The sequence below is a fragment of the Micromonospora sp. NPDC047670 genome, from assembly GCF_043204915.1.
In the GTDB taxonomy this organism is placed as follows: Bacteria; Actinomycetota; Actinomycetes; order Mycobacteriales; family Micromonosporaceae; genus Micromonospora.
Genome location: NZ_JBIDDA010000005.1, coordinates 522,493 through 542,964, shown reverse-complemented (window position 1 = coordinate 542,964; position 20,472 = coordinate 522,493). Strand labels below are relative to the sequence as shown.

General features: G+C 73.9%; 18 protein-coding genes, 2 tRNA genes and 1 pseudogene. 12 read left to right on the top strand and 9 right to left on the bottom strand.

The window, feature by feature from the left end:
* Positions 1-231 precede the first annotated feature (231 nt).
* On the bottom strand, positions 232-1,194 hold the full coding sequence (locus tag ACGF7U_RS16085; protein WP_393107139.1) for an NADP-dependent oxidoreductase: 963 nt from the start codon (positions 1,192-1,194) through the stop codon (positions 232-234).
* Positions 1,195-1,583: 389 nt separating this feature from the next.
* Between ACGF7U_RS16085 and ACGF7U_RS16080 the strand changes: the two genes are divergently transcribed.
* Complete coding sequence (locus tag ACGF7U_RS16080) at positions 1,584-3,557, top strand: hypothetical protein (protein WP_393107137.1); 1,974 nt, start codon at positions 1,584-1,586, stop codon at positions 3,555-3,557.
* 96 nt (positions 3,558-3,653) lie between these two features.
* Here the strand turns inward: ACGF7U_RS16080 and ACGF7U_RS16075 are convergent, their stop codons facing one another.
* Both ACGF7U_RS16075 and ACGF7U_RS16070 read right to left on the bottom strand, forming a co-directional pair.
* Complete coding sequence (locus ACGF7U_RS16075; RefSeq protein WP_393107134.1) at positions 3,654-4,382, bottom strand: class I SAM-dependent methyltransferase; 729 nt, start codon at positions 4,380-4,382, stop codon at positions 3,654-3,656.
* 166 nt (positions 4,383-4,548) lie between these two features.
* On the bottom strand, positions 4,549-4,773 hold the full coding sequence (locus ACGF7U_RS16070) for a hypothetical protein (RefSeq protein ID WP_393107132.1): 225 nt from the start codon (positions 4,771-4,773) through the stop codon (positions 4,549-4,551).
* Between the two features lie 294 nt (positions 4,774-5,067).
* On the opposite strand from ACGF7U_RS16070, the gene ACGF7U_RS16065 reads away from it, so the two are divergent.
* Entirely contained in the window at positions 5,068-6,324 is a 1,257-nt protein-coding gene (locus ACGF7U_RS16065) for a D-alanyl-D-alanine carboxypeptidase family protein (RefSeq protein ID WP_393107130.1), read from the top strand.
* 114 nt (positions 6,325-6,438) lie between these two features.
* A complete protein-coding gene (locus tag ACGF7U_RS16060; protein WP_393107128.1) occupies positions 6,439-7,269 on the top strand; it encodes a peptidylprolyl isomerase in 831 nt (276 codons plus the stop codon).
* Positions 7,270-7,451: 182 nt separating this feature from the next.
* On the opposite strand, the pseudogene ACGF7U_RS16055 reads toward ACGF7U_RS16060, so the two are convergent.
* Positions 7,452-8,498: pseudogene (locus tag ACGF7U_RS16055) on the bottom strand (LacI family DNA-binding transcriptional regulator); the annotation flags it as partial.
* Between the two features lie 218 nt (positions 8,499-8,716).
* On the opposite strand from ACGF7U_RS16055, the gene ACGF7U_RS16050 reads away from it, so the two are divergent.
* From ACGF7U_RS16050 to ACGF7U_RS16025, 6 genes are read left to right on the top strand one after another with little or no spacing between them, the layout of a single operon-like run.
* Positions 8,717-10,015: an extracellular solute-binding protein gene (locus tag ACGF7U_RS16050; protein WP_393107126.1), complete on the top strand. Its 1,299-nt coding sequence runs from the start codon at positions 8,717-8,719 to the stop codon at positions 10,013-10,015.
* 8 nt (positions 10,016-10,023) lie between these two features.
* Entirely contained in the window at positions 10,024-10,965 is a 942-nt protein-coding gene (locus ACGF7U_RS16045; RefSeq protein ID WP_393107124.1) for a carbohydrate ABC transporter permease, read from the top strand.
* Positions 10,965-11,783: a carbohydrate ABC transporter permease gene (locus tag ACGF7U_RS16040; protein WP_393107121.1), complete on the top strand. Its 819-nt coding sequence runs from the start codon at positions 10,965-10,967 to the stop codon at positions 11,781-11,783. Before ACGF7U_RS16045 ends, ACGF7U_RS16040 begins: the two co-directional genes overlap by 1 nt.
* Positions 11,780-14,158, top strand: coding sequence for a beta-glucosidase (locus ACGF7U_RS16035; RefSeq protein ID WP_393107119.1), 2,379 nt, complete (start codon positions 11,780-11,782; stop codon positions 14,156-14,158). The genes ACGF7U_RS16040 and ACGF7U_RS16035 overlap by 4 nt, the downstream gene beginning before the upstream one ends.
* 3 nt (positions 14,159-14,161) lie before the next feature.
* The gene (locus ACGF7U_RS16030; protein WP_393107117.1) at positions 14,162-15,157 is read left to right on the top strand and encodes an acetylxylan esterase; all 996 of its coding nucleotides are present in this window, start codon (positions 14,162-14,164) and stop codon (positions 15,155-15,157) included.
* A 12-nt stretch (positions 15,158-15,169) separates the two neighbouring features.
* Entirely contained in the window at positions 15,170-16,057 is an 888-nt protein-coding gene (locus ACGF7U_RS16025; protein ID WP_393107114.1) for a M15 family metallopeptidase, read from the top strand.
* A gap of 39 nt (positions 16,058-16,096) precedes the next feature.
* On the opposite strand, the gene ACGF7U_RS16020 is transcribed toward ACGF7U_RS16025, so the two are convergent.
* The 5 genes from ACGF7U_RS16020 to ACGF7U_RS16000 form a co-directional block, all read right to left on the bottom strand.
* The gene (locus ACGF7U_RS16020; RefSeq protein ID WP_393107112.1) at positions 16,097-16,879 is read right to left on the bottom strand and encodes an alpha/beta hydrolase; all 783 of its coding nucleotides are present in this window, start codon (positions 16,877-16,879) and stop codon (positions 16,097-16,099) included.
* A 22-nt stretch (positions 16,880-16,901) separates the two neighbouring features.
* Positions 16,902-18,092 carry a spore photoproduct lyase family protein gene (locus tag ACGF7U_RS16015; protein WP_393107110.1) on the bottom strand — a complete coding sequence of 397 codons (1,191 nt, stop codon included), beginning with the start codon at positions 18,090-18,092 and terminating at the stop codon, positions 16,902-16,904.
* 101 nt (positions 18,093-18,193) lie between these two features.
* Positions 18,194-18,586: a DUF4180 domain-containing protein gene (locus ACGF7U_RS16010; protein WP_393107108.1), complete on the bottom strand. Its 393-nt coding sequence runs from the start codon at positions 18,584-18,586 to the stop codon at positions 18,194-18,196.
* Positions 18,579-19,034, bottom strand: coding sequence for a helix-turn-helix domain-containing protein (locus ACGF7U_RS16005; protein ID WP_393107106.1), 456 nt, complete (start codon positions 19,032-19,034; stop codon positions 18,579-18,581). Before ACGF7U_RS16005 ends, ACGF7U_RS16010 begins: the two co-directional genes overlap by 8 nt.
* 171 nt (positions 19,035-19,205) lie before the next feature.
* Positions 19,206-19,802 carry a DUF6058 family natural product biosynthesis protein gene (locus ACGF7U_RS16000; RefSeq protein ID WP_393107104.1) on the bottom strand — a complete coding sequence of 199 codons (597 nt, stop codon included), beginning with the start codon at positions 19,800-19,802 and terminating at the stop codon, positions 19,206-19,208.
* A gap of 153 nt (positions 19,803-19,955) precedes the next feature.
* Between ACGF7U_RS16000 and ACGF7U_RS15995 the strand changes: the two genes are divergently transcribed.
* The 3 genes from ACGF7U_RS15995 (at position 19,956) to ACGF7U_RS15985 (ending at position 20,442) form a co-directional block, all read left to right on the top strand.
* Entirely contained in the window at positions 19,956-20,087 is a 132-nt protein-coding gene (locus ACGF7U_RS15995) for a hypothetical protein (RefSeq protein WP_393107102.1), read from the top strand.
* Positions 20,088-20,265: 178 nt separating this feature from the next.
* Positions 20,266-20,338, top strand: a tRNA-Pro gene (locus tag ACGF7U_RS15990).
* 31 nt (positions 20,339-20,369) lie between these two features.
* Positions 20,370-20,442: transfer RNA gene (locus tag ACGF7U_RS15985), tRNA-Glu, on the top strand.
* The last annotated feature ends 30 nt before the right edge of the window (positions 20,443-20,472 follow it).

Sequence of the window (20,472 nt, the reverse complement as noted above, 5' to 3'; positions counted from 1 at the left end):
ACGGTACGGCGTACGCCGTACGGCGAACGGGCGCAGGGAGGTGCCCGGGGCGGGCGGCCGGATGCCTCTGGTCGCCTTCAATCGTCTCATTGAACTGCCCGTAGAACGTTTCGCCGCCACTCGTGCGGATGTGCTCGGCGGGAGACAGGCAAAGCCTCAAATCCCGTCCAGGTGGTCGAACTCCGGGGCTCCCTGGACCTCCGGCCAGGGTGCGCCGGAGGATCAGAAGTCTCAGAAGGTCACGGTGATCTTCCCTGCCAGGCTGCCTTGGAGGAAGCGTTCGTGTGCGGCCTGGATCTCGTGCAGGCCGAAGGTGGAGTGCACGCGCAGGTGCAAAGAGCCGCGGTCGACGAGCCTGGTGAGCTCGTTCAGTCCCGCGCCATCCTCCCGCACCTGGTTGACGGTGGTGCGGACACCGCGTGCGGACAGGTCGGGGACCGGCCCGGCTTGGGTGGCGATCGACGCATATCGGCCGCCGTCGGCCACGGCTTCGGTCACGAAAGCCCCGAAGGTGTCGAAGACCGCGTCATAGCTGCGCTCCTGAAGATCGCTGCTGTCGGTGGCGACGAGGCCCGCGCCGTGGCCATGGGCGAACGCGACCTGCGCGTCCCTGGACACCAGAGCGTCGACTTCGATGCCGCGTGCGCGAGCGATCTGCAGTGCCAGCCCTCCGACCGCACCTGCGGCACCGGCGACCAGCAGCCGCTCCCCGGCAGACACCGCGAGCCAGTCCAGCGTCTGCAAGGCCGTCAGCCCGGCAAGCGGCAGGGTGGCTGCCTCGACCAGGCTGACCGCCTCCGGCGCGGCGGCTACCGCCTGCGCCGGAAGCGCGACCAGATCGGCCCAGGTTCCCCGGCCGGAACTGAGCTGGTGCGACATCGCGATGACGCGTTCCCCGGCGCGCAGACCGCTGCTGCCGCCGTCGACCACGATGCCGGCCAGGTCCCATCCGAGCGTCATCGGCAGCGGGGGTGTTCCCTCGCCGATGGCGCCCTCCCGCGTCTTGTCGTCGACCGGATTGATGCTGGTCGCGACTGTCCGGATCACCACCTCCTCGGGACCCGGTTCAGGCTGGGGAGCCTCGACGAGACTGAGCACGTCGGGTGTGCCGAAGCGATCGATCTGTATGGCACGCACGGGAGAGCCCTTCACACGACTGCTGCTGACGGGTGGCGCAACACCTTCAGCGATCACGGGATTCCCACGCACACGACCCGTTCCACAGTAGACCCCCGACGAACCTACGAGGCTGACCACTGAGCATTGGCCGTCGTGCCGGTCGCCATCGGCCTGTCGACGAGGGTGGTGGTGGGCCTCGGCGTGATGCCCGCCAGCGGCCGGCGGACGCGCCGCCGGCGGTCGGTCGTGGTCGAGCGGGTGTCGTGGGGCCGGGTGCGTGGCCGTCGATGTCCGGCCGGGCGCGCGTCGGGACGGGCGCTCCCGCGCGGATAAGGGCCGCGACCGTAAGCCCTATCCGGCGAGGATGAGGCGCACCCGTTCCCTTGTGTCTGTCACTTCGCGTGGTTGACCATCAATGGATCGAGACTTACGGTGATGGCCGTAAGTCGTAGAAGGGACTGCCTATGCCTCTCCAGCAGCGTCGCCGCCTGGCGTCGGTCGCCGTCCTGGCCACCCTGGTCGCCACCGCAGCCGTGCCGGGTGCGCCTGCCGTGGCCGCCGCGCCGACCGAGACCCTCGTCGGCGTGCCGCACCACAACCTGGCGATTTACGGGGCGACCTTCGGCTCCACGCCGGCCGGCGACTACGCGTACGCCGTGGCGCGCGGGACCACAGGGGTGCTGAACGTCATCGACACGCGCACCGCGACCGTGCTGCGGGCCCTGCCGCTGCCCGGCGCCGGCGGTTCCTGGGGCGGCACCGTCACCCCCGACGGCACCGCCTACATCGGCGCCGACAGCAAGTTGTTCCGTTACCGACCCGGCGCCGACCACGTGGAGGACCTGGGCTCGCCGGCGCCGGGGGAGACCACGACGTGGCGCCTGGCGAACGACGGGGAGCGGGTCTTCGTCGGCACCTTCCCCACCGGAAAGGTCTACTCGTTCCACCACCGCACCGGCGCCGTGCGCGACTACGGCCAGATCTGGCCGGGTGAGCAGTACGTGCGCAGCATCGGCGTCGCCAACGGCAAGGTCTACGCGGGCCTGGGCACGGTGGCCCGGCTCGTCGAGGTCGACATCGAATCCGGCGAGCGACGCGAGATCCCGCTGCCCGAGCAGTACCGCGCCGAGCAGTTCGTCTACGACCTCGACGTACACCAGCACACGCTCTTCGTCCGGCTCGCCAACAGCAACCGGGTGCTGGTGCACGACCTGAAGGCCGGCCGGTGGATCGCCGAACTCGGTACCGCCGCCGGCCTGAACTTCTCCCCGCCGGACGCGAAGAAGAACGTCTACTTCGGCTCGTCGGCCGGCCGCCTGATGGCGTACAACCTGGACGCCGGCACGCTCACCCCGACCGACTTCACCGGGTTCGGCACCGCCCGCGGATTCGGCTGGGCGCACCTGGCCGACGCGGAGTGGCCCGGCAGGACGCTCGTCACGATCAGCCTGAGCGGCAACCTGTCCTACTACAACCCGCAGACCGGGGCCAAGAAGGTCGTCTCCGCCGGGGTCAAGGGGCTGCCCGCCCAGTTGCAGACGATCGAGGCCGGCCCGGACGGCAGAATCTTCTCCAGCGCCTACCCGAGCGGCGGGATCACCTCCTACGACCCCGTGACCGGGGCCTTCAGCGAGAACCCCGGGGCACTGGGCCAGGCCGAGGGATTGCTCTCGTACCGGGGCAGGATCTACGCCGGCGTGTACCCGGGGGCGAACCTGTTCGAGCTCGATCCGGCCAGGCCCGTCGTACGCGGCAGCAACCCGCGGCAGTTCGGGTCACTCGGCGCGGATCACCAGGACCGGCCGTTCGCCGTCACCGGGGTCGGCGACCGCGTCGCCTTCGGCACGATCCCCGAGTACGGCCAGCTCGGCGGGGCGCTGGCCCTCGTCGACCCCGCCACCGGGGCGAAGGAGGTGTACCGCGACGTCGTGCCCGAGCAGAGCGTCACCGCCCTGACCACCGTCGGGAGCCTGGTGCTCGGCGGCACCGGGATCTGGGGTGGGCTCGGCGTCGCCCCGACGCGGACGGAGGCGAAGCTCTTCCTCTGGGATCCGGCGACCCGGACGAAGGTCTGGGAGGGCGCCGCGATCCCCGGCGCCAAGGCGATCACCAGGCTGATCGTGGCGCCGGACGGCCGGATCTGGGGATCGACGGTCGGCACCCTCTTCGAGTTCGACCCGGTGAGCCGGACCGTGGTCGACACGGTGGAGGTGGAGCCGTTCGACTGGAACGTCAGTCACGTCTGGCGCAGCGACCACCTGGCGGTCGCGCCGGACGGCGCGGTGTGCGGCAACTTCCGTACCACGGTGGCCTGTGTGGACCCCGACACCCTGTCGGTGCAGAAGCTGGCCACCGGGACCAGCGACGTCTGGACCATGGACGCGGCCGGCGTCATGTACTACGCCCGGGGCGGTGAGCTGTATCGGCTCACGCGGTGAGTCGGCGGCCCGGGCGGGCAGGCTGCTGCGGCTGCGGCCCTCGGGGGGCGCCGCACGACCACCCGCGCCACCGCGACCCGACTCTGCCGGGCTGGCTCAGCGCAGCACCAGCAGGTCGAGGTGGTCGACGACCGGGCCGCTCGCCGCGCCGGCCGCGGCCCGGAGCCGGGCCAGGCCGTCGGCGTACTCCTCGTCGGTGATCAACTGGAGCGGGGTGTGGGCCCGGCGTTCGAGGCGCTCCGCGAGCTCCGCCAGCGAGGCGGCGGTGGTCTGGGCGACCGGCTCGACGCTGCTCACGGGGAACCCGGCCGCCGCGAACGCCGAGCGCACCCGCGCCAGGTCGGGGTAGCGCCGCAGCACCCGGACGGCCTCGGGGAACCAGTGGAACAGGGCGATCCGCTGGTGTCGGCCGGGGAACGGCGAGCGGATCAGCACCGGTGCGCCCGGGCGCAGCACCCGCCGCAGCTCGCGGGCCGCCGCGTCCAGGTCGGGCACGTGGTGGATCATCGTGGACAGCCAGGCGGCGTCCATCGTCGAGTCGCGCAGCGGCAGCGCGGCCGCGTCACCGGCGAGCATCGGCCGGTGGGCGGCGTGGGAACGCATCGCCGCGGCGGGCTCCACCGCCACCACCCGCACGCCGAACCAGTCGGTGAAGGCGCCGGCCCACGCCCCCGTGCCGGCGCCGAGGTCGAGCACGGTCGTGCCGGCCCGCCGGCGCAGGTGCTGTCCGACCGCGTGCCGCCACCGGTCCAGCCCGCTGCGCGGCAGCTCCCGGCCGGCCGCGAAGGCGGCCGCGTCGGTGTCGTCGTAGGAGATCAGAGCCACGGCCATCACCTCGCCACCGTCGCCGGGACGTCCGGGCGATCGTGATCCGGTTCTAGTCGGTGGGGCCGCCGCAGGCAACGGCTTGTGAGCCAACCGACGCGGCGGCCCGCGGCCGACCGGGACGCGGGCTGCGCGACCGACCCGCGCCGGGCGCCGGGCGGGCCGGTCACCGCATGAGCGCCGCCAGCACCAGCAGGATGCACGCCGTCTCGACCAGCCCCACCCGCTTCGGCGCGAGCCGGTGTCCGGGCAGCAGGGCGGCCCGGGCCAGCAGCATCGCGAAGACCACGGCGACCGGCGCCGGTGCCCAGAGCGCGGCGGCGAGCACGGCGACGGCGTGGTACGCCCACGACGCCCACCGGTAGGCCACGCTGTCCCGCTCCCGGATCATCGTCTTGAGGTACAGGACCTCATGGGGCGTCCTTCCGGGTCGGGTATCGCGCCGGTGTGCGGGGCGGGGCCGTCGGTGCGGCGGTGCCCGGCGCGCAAACCGGAAGATCCTTTACCGCTTTCGGTTGCCAGCCTCCGCGCCGGGTCCGCCCGACGGCAGGGCCGATGGTCCCGGAACGTGGGTGGCCCGCGTCGCACCGCGCCGGCAGCTCGATCCGTACGCCGCCGTCACGCCGGCCCCCGGAGCATCGGCAAGCCGACCCGCACGCCGGATCCTGCCGGTTAGGGTGCGGGCATGAAGGTTCGGCTGCTGGCGGCCACGGCGACCGCCGTCATCCTCGCCGCCGGCGTGCCCGCCCCCCTGGCGGCCGCCCCGACCGGCGTTACCGCCGTCGCCACGGCGTCCGCCGCGGTGCCGCCGACGCCGTGCCCGCGGGCGCCCGCCCCGAAGGTGTCCCGCCCGCCGCGCCCGTCGCCGCCGCCGGCCGTGCCCGGGGAGCGGGCCGTGGGCGGACCGGCGCTGGCCACCGCCGGCCTGGTCGTTCCCGCCGCGGCGCCGCGGCCGCCGGCGGTCACCGCGACCTCGTGGCTGGTCGCCGACCTGGACACCGGTCAGGTGCTGGGCGGCTGCGGCCCGCACGAGCACGCCACCCCGGCCAGCGTGCAGAAGCTGCTCCTGGCGGCCACCATGCTGCCCCGGCTCGATCCGGCGCAGGTCGTCACCGTCACCGACGGCGACATGGACATCGAGCCGGGTTCCTCCGCCGTCGGGCTGGTCGCCGGCGGCCGCTACCGCATCGAGACGGTCTGGCTCGGGCTGCTGCTGCAGTCCGGCAACGAGGCGGCCAACGTGCTGGCCCGCCTCGGCGGCGGCCCGGACGGGATGGCGGGCGGCGTGCGGGCGATGAACGAGGAGGCGCACCGGCTCGGCGCGCTGCAGACCCACGCGGTGACCCCGTCCGGCCTCGACGGGAAGGGCCAGTTCACCAGCGCGTACGACCTGGCGCTGATCGCCCGGGCCTGCTTCGCCGACCCCACCTTCCGCCGGTACGCGCTGACCGAGACCCACCGCATCCCCGCCCAGCCGGCGCAGCGGACCAAGGGCTTCGAGATCCAGAACGAGAACCAGCTCATCTACCGCTACCCCGGGGCGCTCGGCGGCAAGACCGGCTTCACCGATCTCGCCCGGCACACCTACGTCGGGGCGGCCGAGCGGGGCGGCCGCCGGCTGGTGGTGACGCTGCTGGGCGCCGAGCCGCAGCCCGCGCGCGGTTGGGAGCAGGGTGGCGCGCTGCTCGACTGGGGCTTCTCGCTGCCCCGGGACTCCGCCGTCGGTCGACTGGTCGAGCCGGGGGAGCTGATCGTCTCGGCGGCCGCCACGCCGCCCGCGCTCGCCGCGACCGGCGACCCGCGCCCGGCGGCGGCCAGCGGGCCGCTCGAGGACGGACTGGTGCGACGGTGGCCCGCGGCCGTGCTCGCGGCGGCCGTGCTCGGGCTGGCGACGCTCGCGTTGCTCTGGCGGCGTCGGTCGGGGCGGCGCCGGACGCCCTGACGCGGCCGGCGGCCCGCGCGCTGCCGGGTGTGCCGCGTGCGGGACGGATCGACAACCGGCGACCAGCTCCATAGACTCCGGTCTTTCTGGTGCCACACGTCCAGGAGGACCCACGTGTCGAGCGATCCCCGACCGCACCCCGTCACACCGTCGAACGCGTCACCCCGCCGACCGGCCCGCACGCTGACCCGCCTCGCCGGGGTGGCCCTGGTGGCGGGCGCGCTGGTGACCGGTGGCGGTGCCGCGGCGGTGGCCGCGCCCGCCGTCTCCCCGGTCGAGGCGCCGACCGGCTCGGCGGCGGACCCGCGGGTCACCCCGGGGCCCTGCGCCTACACCCAGACGCCCGAGGAACCGGCCGCCCGGCCGGTTCCGCTGCCGCCCGACCCGAGGCGTACGCCCGACCGGGGCACGGTGCGGGTGACGTTGCGGACCAGCCAGGGGTCGATCGGGCTGACCCTCGACCGCGAGGCCGCTCCGTGCACCGTGCAGAGCTTCCTGCACCTGGTGCGGCACCGCTTCTACGACCGGACCTCCTGCCACCGGCTCACCGCGTACCCGACCCTGAAGGTGCTCCAGTGCGGCGACCCGTCCGGCACCGGCTCGGGTGGCCCGGGTTACCGCTACCTCGACGAGCTGCCCACCGACCTGCCGCCGGCCCCCACCGACCCGACGGGCGTGCGCCGGCTCTACGCCCGCGGCACCCTCGCCATGGCCAACGCGGGCCCGGACACGAACGGCAGCCAGTTCTTCCTGGTCCAGTCCGACTCGGCGCTGCGCCCCAACTACACGGTCTTCGGCTCGATCGACGCCGCCGGCCTGGCCACCCTCGACCGGATCGCCGCCGGTGGCATCGCCCCGACGGCCGAGAACCCGGCGCCGGTCGACGGCGCGCCCGCCCTGCCGGTGGACATCCACCGGGCGGTTCGGCACCACCACCGCCACTGACCGTTCGCGCCGTCCCCGTGCGGCCGGGCGGGGACGGCGCGGGCACCCGGTTCCCGGCGCCGCCCGGCCGGATCGGCCGCGCGCCGGGACGCCGGGGCGCGTGCTGTGGCCGGCCGCGCGCCGAAACTTCCGGGCCGGTTACCGGGAACGTCCGGGCGGGGCGGCCGGTGCTCCGGCGCCCGTCACGGCCGGCGCGGCGGGGCTGAGCTGTCCCGTACGACGAGGTGGGTGGCGAGCTCCACCCGGGGGGAGTCGATGCCCTCGCCCTGGGCCAGCCGCAGCACCGTCCGGGCGGCCAGCCGGCCCATCTCCACCAGCGGCTGCCGGACGGTGGTCAGCGGGGGTGAGGCCCAGCGGGCCTCGGGCAGGTCGTCGAAGCCGACGACGCTGACGTCGTCGGGGATCCGCAGCCCTCGGCGGCGGACGGCCTCGTAGACGCCGAACGCCATCTGGTCGCTGGCGGCGAAGATCGCCGTCGGGGGCTCGTCGAGGTCGAGCAGCGCCGCCCCGGCGGCGAAGCCGGAGGCGTGGTAGAAGTCGCCGGGACGCACCAGCGCGTCGTCCACCGGCACCCCCGCCGCCTCCAGGCCGGCCCGGTAGCCGTCGAGGCGGGCCCGGCTGCACAGCAGGTGGGTGGGCCCGGCGACGAAGCCGATCCGCCGGTGCCCGAGCGAGAGCAGGTGCTCGGTCGCGGCGAGCCCTCCGGCCCAGTTGGTGGCCCCGATGGTCGGCACGTCGGTCGCGGGCACGCCGGCCGGGTCGACGACCACCACGGGCACGTTGAGCCGGCGCAGCTGGGCCTGCAGCGGCGGGCTCACGTGCGAGGTCACGAAGATGACGCCGTCGGTGGCGCGGGCGCGCAGGTTCTGCAGCCACTGCCGCACGGCGGTGGACTGCCGGTGGACGGCGGAGACCACCGTGCCGACGCCGACGCCGTGCCCGACGTCCTCCACCCCGCGGATGATCTCCACGGCCCACGGGCTGTCGAGGTCGTTGAAGACCAGGTCGACCAGCCCGGCGCGGGTCACCGTGCGACTGGTGCGCCGCCGGTAGCCGTGGTGGCGCAGCAGCTCCTCGACCCGTTCGCGGGTGTCGGGAGCCACGTCCGACCGCCCGTTGAGCACCCGCGACACGGTCGGCACCGAGACCCCGGCCTCTCGTGCGATGGCGGTGATGGTCACCCTGCGCCCGTCGTCGTCGCCGTCCACCCGCGTCTCCTTCACCGGCCGGAGGTGCCGACCGTACCCGTCCGCACCGAAAAACGTCCGGAACGGCCGAACCGTTCCGTCGGCTCATCTTGCCCCACGGACGGGGGTTGACGACACGGCAGGTCGGTTCTAGCGTTCGCACAAGTTACGGAAGTCTTCCGGAAATTTATCGGGATGGCTCCGGTCGTCGCGCCGGCGTCGACTTTCCCCCACCACACCCCCACCACGAGAGGTCGATCATGATTTTACGTACGCGGCTCGCCCGGGTCGCCGCTCTCGGCGCAGCCCTCGCGCTGGCGCTGCCGTTGACGGCCTGCGGCGGTGACGACTCCGCCGGCGGCCAGGACGAGATCCGCATCCTGGTGTACGGCGACGCCACCAACAAGGTCGAGAAGCAGCTCGTCGACACGTTCAACAAGACCTCGAAGGTCAAGGCGGTCCTCGACACCATTCCCGGCGCCGACTACCAGACCAAGCTGCAGACCATCATCAACACCAACCAGGCCCCGGACATCTTCTTCAACTGGGGCGGCGGCAGCATCACGCCGTTCGTCAAGGCGAACCTGCTGCTGCCGCTGGACGACATGATCGCCAAGGACCCGGGGCTGAAGGCCAACTTCCTGCCCTCGGTCTTCAACACCGCCGTGGTCGACGGCAAGGCGTACGGGGTGCCGATGCGGGGCACCCAGCCGGTGCTGCTGTTCCACAACAAGAAGGTGCTGGCCGACGCGGGTATCACCCCGCCGAAGACGTGGGACGAGCTGCTGTCCGCCGTGCGGACCCTCAAGGGCAAGGGGATCACCCCGATCGCCCTCGGCGGCGGCGACAAGTGGCCGACCCAGATGTGGTACCAGTACCTCTACGACCGGGTGGCCGGCCCCGAGCTGTTCGCCAAGGCGCTCGGCGGCGACAAGGGCGCCTGGGCGAGCCCGGAGAGCCGCCGGGCCCTGGAGCTGCTGCGGCAACTGACCGAGGCGGGCGCGTTCGGCACCAACTTCGACTCGGTCAAGTTCACCGACGGCGGCTCGCCCAACCTGCTGGCCAGCGGCAAGGCCGGCTTCGAGCTGATGGGCTCCTGGAACTACTCCACCCACAACGACGCCAACCCGACCTTCGCCGCCGAGGGCCTCGGCTGGAGCGCCTTCCCGAGCGTGCCCGGCGGCAAGGGCGACCCGCGCAACGTGGTCGGCAACACCAACAACTTCTACTCGGTGCTGAAGAAGACCAAGCACCCGGAGGCGGTCGCGGAGTTCCTCAAGCTCCAGTACTCCGACGAGTTCGTCCAGGCCCAGCTGGCCATCGGCAACCTGCCCACCACCACCAACACCGAGAAGTTCCTCGACGGCGCCGCCAACCCGGCCTACCTGAAGTACCAGTTCAACCTGGTCAAGGAGGCGCCGACGTTCCAGCTCTCCTGGGACCAGGCGTACCCGCCGGCCGCCACCACCACCATCCACCAGGCCGTGCAGCAGTACTGCAACGGCCGGATGGACGCCGACGGCTTCATCAAGGCCATGCAGTCCCTGCAGGCGGGCTGACCGCCGCCATGTCCACCACCACCCTCGCCGCCCCCGCCGTACCGGAGCAGCGACGGGCCCGACGACGCCCGGGCGGCCCCACGGTCGGCCGCCCGGGCTTCGCCTGGGCCCTGCCGGCGACGCTGTTCTTCGGGCTCTTCGCGCTCGTCCCGCTGGTTCTCGTGGTCGTGCTCAGCTTCACCAGCTGGGCGGGCCTCGGCTCGGCGGAGTTCGTCGGGCTGGACAACTGGCAGCGGCTCGCCCGCGACCCCATCATGATCAACAGCCTGTGGCTGAGCGTCCTGCTCACCGCCCTCGGCGTGCTGGTGCAGACCCCGCTGAGCCTGCTGATCGGGGTGTGGGCGGCCGGGCGGCAGCGCAACCGCGCGGTGCTCTCCGCGATCTTCTTCCTGCCGCTGCTGCTGTCGGCCACCGCCGTGTCGGTGCTGTGGCGGGCGCTGCTCGACCCGAACTTCGGCGTGCCCGGGCACGCCCGCTGGCTGTTCGGCGACGGCAACCTGTTCGGCAGCCGCACCGGCGCGATCGCCGTGCTGGTCTTCGTCGCGAGCTGGCAGTTCATCCCGTTCCACACCCTGATCTACCAGGGCGCCGCCCGCGCGGTCCCGCGGGTGCTCTACCAGGCCGCCGAGGTCGACGGGGCCGGCCGCTGGGGCCAGTTCCGCCACGTCACCCTGCCGCAGCTGCGCAACGCCATGATCACCTCGGTCGTCCTCATGGTCGTCGGCGGGCTGACCACCTTCGACACCGTTCTGATCCTCACCCAGGGTGGGCCGGGCACCGACACCACCATCACCGCCTACTACATGTACCAGCAGGCGTTCCGCGGCTTCGACTTCGGCGCCGCCGCGGCCATCGCGCTGCTCCTCGTCGTCGTCGCCACCGTCATCTCGCTGATCGTGGTGCGGGTCTCCGGCTACGACAAGATGCGCAGCACCATGGAGGGCCTGTGATGCGGCACCGTCCGAACTGGCTCGCCGGGCTCGGCGCGCTGCTCTGGCTGCTCCTGATCGGCCTGCCGATCTACGTCATGGTCGCGGTCTCCGTGCAGACCCGCGAGGGGTACGGCAGCAACGGCCCGCTCGCCCTGCCCGACACGTTCACGCTGGACAACTACACCGGCGCCTTCGACGAGGGCTTCGGCCGGTACCTCCTCAACACCCTCGTGGTGACCGTGAGCGTGGTGGCCCTCGTGCTGCTGCTCGTGCCGCCGTTGGCGTACGCGATCGTCCGCAGCCGCAGCCGGCTCACCTCGCAGGTGTTCCGGCTGTTCCTGCTCGGCCTGGCCGTCCCCGCGCAGGCGGTCATCGTGCCGATCTTCTACCTGATCAGCAAGGCGGGCCTCTACGACAACCTGCTCGGCGTCATCCTGCCGACCGCCGCGTTCTCCCTGCCGGTCTGCGCGCTGATCCTCAGCGGCGTCATGCGGGACATCACCGGCGACCTGTACGAGGCGATGGCCATCGACGGCGCCTCACCCGGGCGGGTCTTCCTGCAACTGGTGCTGCCGCTGTCGCGGGGCGGGATCGCCACCATCGCCGTCTTCTCCGCCCTCCAGGCGTGGAACGGCTTCCTGTTCCCGCTCATCCTGACCCAGTCCGACAGCACCAAGGTCATCACGCTCGGCCTCTACAACTTCCAGACGCAGCACGGGATCGACATTCCCGGCCTGCTGGCGGCGGTCGTGCTGTCGATGGTGCCCGTCCTGCTCGTCTATCTGTTCGCCCGGCGGGCCCTGGTGCAGGGGCTGATGGGCGTGGGAGGAAAGTGACCGACAACGTGACCCTCGACATCCAACCCGACACCGCCACCTGGAACGACCCGACCCTGGACGTCGCGGCCCGCGTCGACGCCCTGGTCGCCGCCATGACCCTGCCGGAGAAGATCGCGCAGCTCTACGGCGTGTGGGTGGGCGCGTCGGCCGACGGCGGCGAGGTGGCGCCGTACCAGCACGAAATGGAGGAGCCCGTCGACCTGGACGCGCTGCTGGACGACGGCCTCGGCCAGCTGACCCGCCCGTTCGGCACCGCCCCCGTCGACCCCGCGCTGGGCGCGCTGTCCCTGCTGCGCACCCAGCAGCGCATCGCCGCCGCCAACCGGTTCGGCATCCCGGCGATCGCGCACGAGGAGTGCCTGGCCGGCTTCGCCGCCTGGGGCGCCACCGCGTACCCGGTGCCGCTGTCCTGGGGCGCCACCTTCGACCCGGGCCTGATCGGCCGGATGGCCGCCGCCATCGGCGCCGACCTGCGCCGCGTCGGGGTGCACCAGGGGCTCGCGCCGGTGCTCGACGTGGTGCGCGACGCGAGGTGGGGGCGCGTCGAGGAGGCCATCGGCGAGGACCCCTACCTGGTCGGCACGATCGCCACGGCGTACGTGCGGGGCCTGGAGTCTGAGGGTGTCGTCGCCACCCTCAAGCACTTCGCCGGCTACTCGGCCTCCCGCGCCGGACGCAACCTCGCGCCCGTGTCGATGGGCCCCCGGGAGCGGGCCGACGTCATCCTCCCGCCGTTCGAGATGGCGGTGCGCGAGAGCGGCGTGCGGTCGGTGATGAGCGCCTACACCGACATCGACGGCGTGCCGTCCGCCGCCGACGAGGAGCTGCTGACCGGGCTGCTCCGCGACGCCTGGGGGTTCACCGGGACGGTGGTGGCCGACTACTTCGGCATCGCCTTCCTGCGCACCCTGCACGGGGTGGCCGGCGGTTGGCAGGCCGCCGCCGCCGCCGCGCTGGCCGCCGGGGTCGACGTCGAGCTGCCCACCGTGAAGACGTTCGGCGCGCCGCTGCGCGAGGCCCTCGCCGCCGGCCTGGTGCCGGAGTCGTTCGTCGACCGGGCCGTGCGCCGGGTGCTGACGCAGAAGGCCCAGCTCGGCCTGCTCGATCCCGGGTGGAGCCCGGTGCCGGCGGCCCTGGCCGGGGCGGACCTGGCCGACCCGGACGCGCTGCGCGGCACCGTCGACCTGGATCCGCCGGCCAACCGGGCCCTCGCCCGCGAGGTCGCCGAGCAGGCCGTCGTGCTGCTGGCCAACGACGGCACCCTGCCGCTGGCCCGGCCGGCCCGGATCGCGCTCGTCGGGCCGCAGGCGGAGAGCCCCACGGCGGTGCTGGGCTGCTACTCGTTCCCCGCCCACGTCGGACCACGCCACCCGGAGGTGCCCGTCGGCATCGCGCTGCCCACGCTGGCGGACGCGCTGCGGGCCGAGTTCCCCGACAGCGCCGTCGTCACGGTGACCGGCGTGTCGGTCGACGGCCCCGACACCTCGGGCCTGCCGGCGGCGGTCGAGGCGGCCCGCGACGCCGACGTGGTGGTCGCGGCGCTCGGCGACCGGGCCGGACTCTTCGGCCGGGGCACCAGCGGCGAGGGTTGCGACGCGGAGTCGCTGGCCCTGCCCGGCGCGCAGCAGCACCTGCTCGACGCGCTGCTGGACACCGGCACCCCGGTGGTGGTGACGCTGCTGGCCGGGCGGCCGTACGCGTTGGGCCGGGCCGTCGACGAGGCGGCGGCGGTCGTGCAGTCGTTCTTCCCCGGCGAGGAGGGCACCCCGGCGATCGCGGGCGTGCTCAGTGGCCGCGTCGAACCCCAGGGGCGGCTGCCGGTCAGCGTTCCCCGCCGGCCCGGCAGCGGGCCGAGCACCTACCTGGCGCCGCGCCTCGGCCAGGCCACCGACGTCTCCAACGTCGACCCGACGCCGGCGTACGGCTTCGGCCACGGCCTCGGCTACACCACCTTCGACTGGTCGGAGCTGGTGGTCGACGAGCCGTACGCCGCGACCGACGGGGAGCTGCGGCTGCGCTTCACGCTGCGCAACACCGGCTCCCGCTGGGGCAGCGAGGTCGTGCAGGTGTACGTCCACGACCCGGTGGCGTCGGTCGTCCAGCCGGTGCAGCGGCTGGTCGGCTACCACCGGGTGCCGCTGGACGCGGGCGGGGCCTGCCTGATCGACGTGGCCGTGCCGGCCGACCTGTTCTCGTTCACGGGCCGCGACGGGCGGCGCGTCGTCGAGCCGGGCGAGCTGGAGCTGCGGCTCTCCGCGTCGAGCACCGACCACCGGCTGGTGGCGGCCGTGGAGCTGCGCGGCCCCGCCCGGCACGTCGACCACACCCGCAGCCTGCACCCCCGGTTCACCGTCACGTCCCGGCACGGGTGAGCGGTGGCGCTCACCGACCTGCCGGAGGAGCAACTGCGGGCGTACCGCAGCGGGGTGCGGGAGCCGGAGGATTTCGACCGGTTCTGGGCCGACACCCTCGCCGAGTCGCGGGCGTGCGGGTGGCCGGTGCGGGCCGAGCCGGCCGGCACCGCGCTGGCCACCGTCGACGTCCTCGACGTCACCTTTCCCGGGTTCGCGGGGCAGCCGGTGCGGGCCTGGCTGCGGCTGCCGCGCGGCGCGCGGCAGCCCCTGCCCACGGTCGTCCAGTACGCCGGCTACGGCGGCGGCCGGGGGCACCCGCTGGAGAACCTGCTGTGGGCGTCCGCCGGCTTCGCGCACCTGCAGATGGACACCCGGGGCCAGGGGGCGGGCTGGAGCCGGGGCGACACCCCGGACCCGGCCGCCGCCGGGCCGGAGGCGCCCGGGGTGACCACCCGGGGCGTCGAGGACCCGCGCACGTACTACTACCGGCGGTTCCTCACCGACGCCGTCCGGGCGGTGGACGCCGCCCGCGAGCTGCCGGCGGTCGACCCGGCGCGGGTCGCCGTCCTCGGGCACAGCCAGGGCGGCGCGGCCGCGCTCGCCGTCGCCGCGCTCGTACCCGACCTGCGGGCCGTCGTCGCCGGCGTGCCCTTCCTGTGCGACATCCCGCGCGCCGTAATGGTCACCGACGCCTATCCCTACCGCGAGATCCGCGACTACCTGGCCGTCCACCGGCACGCCGAGGACCGGGTGCTCGCCACCCTGGCCTACGTCGACGGGGTGAACTTCGCCCGGCGGTGCCGGTCACCGGCCCGCTTCTCCGTCGCGCTGATGGACGAGATCGTCCCGCCGTCGACCGTGTTCGCCGCCGTCGACGCCTACCGGGGGCCGACGGAGCTGTCGGTCTGGCGGTACAACGGTCACGAGGCGGGCGGGATCGACGACGACGAGGCCGCGCTGCGCTTCCTGCGCGGACACCTGTCGCCGGACCCGGGGCCCGACGCGCCCGGACCCTGATAGACAGGGGGCGTGGACAGCGCGGGCGGGACCGGCCGGCGGCCCCGGAACGTCGCGGCCGCCCGGGCCGTCGCGGCGGCCGTGGCGATCGCGGCACTGGCGTCGGCCTGCGGCGGGCCGGCCCCGTCCCCGCCACCGTCCCCGCCGGCGGCACCGTCCCCGCCGGCGTCGGCGGTCCCGACCGCGGCGCCGAGCCCGCCGGGCTTCGTGGTCCTCACCGACGTCGACCCCCGGATCCGCACCGACATCCGGTACGCCACCGCGCACAACTTCGTCGGCCGGCCGATCGCCGGCTACCCCGAACCGCTCTGTCTGCTCACCCGGCAGGCCGCCGAGGCGCTGCGCCGGGTGCAGGACGCCGCGCTCGTGCGGGGCCGGAGCCTGAAGGTGTACGACTGCTACCGCCCCCGGCGTGCCGCCGACGACTTCGTCACCTGGGCGAGGCAGCCCGGCGAGCAGCAGATGAAGGCGGAGTTCTATCCCCGCGTGGCGAAGTCGAAGCTGTTCGACGAGGGGTACATCGGCGCCCCCACCGCGCACAGCCGGGGCAGCACGGTCGACCTGACCCTGGTCGACGTGCCGACCCCCACCCAGGCCCCGTACGCCCCGGGCCAGCCGCTGGTCTCCTGCACCGCCCCCCGGGAGCAGCGGTTCGGCGACAACAGCGTCGACATGGGCACCGGCTTCGACTGCTTCGACCCGCTGGCGCACACCGACTCGCCGCGGGTCACCGGCGCGGCCCGGGACAACCGGCGGTTGCTGCGGCAGTTGATGACCGACGGCGGCTTCGTCAACTACGACCGCGAGTGGTGGCACTACCGCTATCGCGACGAGCCCTGGCCGGACACCTACTTCGACGTGCCGGTGGCCCGCTCCTCGGCGGGACCCGCGGCCGGCTGAGCGCCTGAGCGCGGCGTCAGCCACCGGCGGCCGAGCCGCTCAGCCGCCGGCGCGCAGCGGCAGCCAGGCCAGCACGTCCTGGATCTTCGCGTCCCAGTACGCCCAGTCGTGCGCGCCGGGGGAGAAGTCCACGGTGAGCGGGACGCCGCGCTCGCGGGCCGCCGCGACGAAGGTCAGGTTGTCCTCGTACAGGAAGTCCTCGGTGCCGCAGGCGACGTAGAGCGCGGGCAGGTCGGCGCCGGCCGCCCGGTCTAGCAGGGCGAGGGTGTCGTCGTCGCTGCCGGCCACGGTGCGACCGCCGAAGACGGTGTGCCAGACGCCGGCGTCGAGGGGCGCGGTCGGGTGGTGGTGGCGGGCGGCCACGTCGAGCGCGCCGGAGAGGCTCGCCGCCGCCGCGAACCGGCCCGGGTCGCGCAGCGCCCACTTCAGCGCCCCGTAGCCGCCCATCGAGAGCCCGGCGACGAAGGTGTCCTCCCGGCGTGCCGAGAGCCGGAAGAACTCGTGGCACAGCCGCGGCAGTTCCGTGCTGAGGAAGGTCCAGTACCGGTTGCCGTGCTCCTCGTCGGCGTAGAAGCTGCGCGCGACCTGGGGCATCACCACGGCCAGGCCGAGCGGGGCCACGTACCGCTCGATCGAGGTGCGGCGCAGCCAGGTCGTGTCGTCGTCGGACAGGCCGTGCAGCAGGTAGAGCACGGGCGGGTCGCCCTGCGGGGCGCTGCCCGACATGCCGATCTGCGAGGAGGTCTGCTGGGGCAGGAGCACCGTCATCGAGGTGCTGAGACCGAGCACCTCGGAGTAGAAGTCACAGCGCATGAGGGCCACGGTCGTCGACCGTAGTCCATGCTCAGGTCCAGTAGAGCACCCGGCAGGCCGGCAGCCGGGCGGCCAGCTCGCGGTCGAACCAGGAGCGCAGCTCGGCCATGGTCTGGCGCGGGTAGACGTACTTGACGGCGCCGAACCTGCCGTACTTGCGGCTGCGGGCGGACTCGTCCATCTCCAGCCTGGTGCGCGGGTACCAGCCGAGCAGCACCTCCTTGCTGCCCGGGGTGAACCGGTGGGTGATCAGCTCGGCGGTCAGGTCGAGGTCGGGCACCCCGGCGACGGCGTCGGCCACCGCGTCGAGCAGCTCGCCGTAGTGCTCCCGCCAGCCGGGCAGCGGCATGATCGGCGCGACGGTCAGCCCCACGGGGTAGCCGTCGAGGGCCAGGCGGCGCAGCGCCGCCAGCCGGTGCGGCACCGGGGCCGTGCCGCCCTCCATCCGTTCGCTGACCGGGCGGCAGTTGACGCTGAACCGGACCCGGGTGCGACCGGCGTGCGGCAGTCCCACGAACGTGTCGACGTCGGCGTACTTGGTGGTCCAGCGCAGCTGCACCGGGGCGTCCCAGCCGGCGAAGTGCTCCACGGCCCGCCGCCAGCTGCCGGTGAGGTGTTCCAGGGCCAGCGGGTCGGTGTAGCAGGACGCCTCGAAGGTCGTGCCCTCGGCGGCCCGCCCGGCGTTGCGGCTGGTCACCGTGCCCCGCCCGGCGTAGTCGGCCAGCCCGGCGAGGATGTCGTCCAGGTCGGCGTACACCCGCGTCACCGGCGGGCCCGACAGCGACCCGGCGAGGTAGCAGTACTGGCAGTGGGCCGGGCAGCCCTCCGCCAGGTCGACGCGCCAGTCCGCGCTGGGCGCGATGGGTTGCAGCTTGCGGCGCGACGGCGGGCTGACCACGATCGCCATGGTCGCCTTCGCCCGGGCGTACGTCTCGCGCTCGGTCTCGCCGCGGAGCCCGCTCAGCCGGTTGGCGCGCAGCCGCTCGACCTCGATGCCCAGGGCCTCGACCCGGTCGGCGATCCGCCGGCCGTGCGGATGCTCCAGCGCGGCGGGCGTGGCCACCACCCGGCGCGGGGTCCACCGCCGCGCGGGGCGCGCCGCCGGCGCCAGCCCGGCCAGGTGGCGAATCGGCACGCGCTCGCCGCTGGCGTCGTGCGGCGCGGGCGGTACGTCGACGGCGAGCGGCTCGTCGACGTCCACGGGCTCGGCCTCCGGCCTCATCCGCGCCGGTTACCCGCTGCGGCGGGCGGCAACCGCGGGGCAGGCCGGCGTGTCAACCTGGCCCCGCCGGGCGCGGCCCGGTCACCTGGGCGTTCGCCCGGTCAGCTTGGCGTCGGCCCGGTCACGCGGGTCGCGGCCCGCAGCCGGGCGTCGAGCGCGTCGAGGTCGGGCACGAACCACACGTGATCCGCCTGGTTCGACTCCTGGACGAGGGCGCGCAGGGCCGCGCTGGCCGCGAGGTGTCGCGAGATGTCGCCGACGACGACCAGGCGCAGCCGGTAGTTGACGAACTTCTGCATGACCTCGCCGGCGAAGCGGGTGCCGAGGGCGAAGAACGACGCGTCCAGGCGGCTCGCGGGCAGGGCCACCACCTGTGCGCCGAGGAAGGCCGCGCCGATCAGGTCCAGCGCGTCCTGCTCGGTGGCCACCGGCGGGCCGTCCGGGTCGCACTCCAGCACCGGGACCCCGGCCCGCTCCCGCAGGACGTCAGGCATCCCCGACCTCCCCGGTGAGCAGGCCGTTGTCGCCGTCGAGCACGGCGTCGAGCAGGCGCAGCACCTCGGCGGTGGCGGCGGCACCGCCCATTATGACGATCTTCATGCGGTGTCGCTCCTCGTCGTGGACGGTCTGGACGCGCAGCGGGTACCCGTGGTCGTGGCTGGTGTTCGCCCCGGCCAGGACGAGCGTGTCGAGCCGGTCGGCCGCGGCCCGGTCGACGCCGTCGATCTGCACGATGCTCGACACCTCCACCGCCGGGCCGGCGGCGGGACGGGCCGGCTCCGCCCGCCCGGTCAGCGCGTCGAGGTCGGCGCGGGCGATCCGGTACTGCTTGCCGATCCGCACCGCCCTCAGCCGGCCGGCGCGGATGTAGCCGCGCACGGTGCGCACGTGCAGCCCGAGCCGCTCCGCGACCTGCTCTACCGAGTACATTTCCTCACTCATCGCTCCCTAACCTAGGCCAGATAGGGAGCGATAGGGAAGTCGAGCACAGTGAGCAGGGCGTGCTGTGACGCGGCTCATCGGCGAGCCCGGCTGCGTCCGTCGCCGCCACCTCACCGGCGACACCGTCGGTGGTGCCTCATTGTGGCGCCCGGGCGAGCGCTCCCGCTGCCGTCAGGCGTGCTGCCGCAACCGGGCCCGCACCGGTTCGACGTACGTGTCGCGCGAGGTCGGCCCGCCGAAGCGCAGCCGGTCGTACGCGGTGAACGCCGGCTCCAACGCGTCCAGCTCGTCGACCAGGGCGCTCAGCCGCGCCACCGCGTCGCCGGCCGGGTGGGCGTCGAGAGCCGCCAGGGTCGCCCCGATCGCCGCGACCAGCTCGTCCTTGCGGCGGATCGTGGCGGGGCTGACCGACCGCAGGCAGACGTACCGGCCGCTGAGATAGGCGTCCCACTCCGCCGCGCCGACGCCCGGGTCGGCCCAGTGGCCGGTGAACCACGCCTCCAGCGCGTCGGTCCCGCCGGCTGCGTCGGCGAGCGCGAAGAGGTCCACGGGCACCATCTCCGCGCCGTCGGAGCGCAGGTATCCCGGCAGCGGCAGCCGCCGGTCGAGCATCAGCCGGCGTACGTCGTCCGCGTCGCACCCGCGCGCGGCGCACAGCTCGTCGAGCACCACGAACTGCTCGCTCACGTACGCGTCGTCCGCCGCCGTCATCGGGTGATCGCCGTTGACCTGCCGGAACCGCTGGGCCACCGACCTCCTGAGCTGCATCAGCATCCTCCTCCTCACGTCCCGGGCCGGAACGGTAGCCGCGCGACGGTTCGGCGCGGACCGAAGCGTTCGCGAATATCCATTGCCCTCACCGTCCGGCGGGGCCTACCGTCATCGGCGCAAGGTCAACCGATCGACCCAGGGGAGTACGCCGTGTCGCAGCGCACCCGCACCGACGCCATGTGGCTCATGCCGCACGGCGGTGCCTCGCTGCCCACCGGCGAGCGATCCCCGCGTCGCTGCCGTCGGGAGCAGGGCCGGCAGCCGGGGTGGCGGCGCGACTAGCGCCAGCGCGCACGCGCAGCCGCCCACCCCACCGGGTCCGGGCGGCTTTTTCGTCCGTCCGGATTGACGACGTTTCCCTCCGCCCCGGCACGTTCCGGCGACGTCGAACCTTTCAACTCCACAGTGGAACAAACACCCCGGCCGTCCCGCCACGGGCCGGCCGGGAGACGACACGTCACCGGGACGAGGGAGCTGGCTGACCCGCTCGCCTTGGGCGCGAGAGACACGGGGTTCGATTCCCCGGTCCCGGACGGCAGGGCGGGGCACCGACCCCCCGGACACGGGCCGTTGGAGCAACAGGAAGCTCGCCCGGTTCTCAGCCGGGAGGTCACGGGTTCGAATCCCGTACGGCCTGCGCGGCGACGCTCGGCGGAGCGTCGTGCGA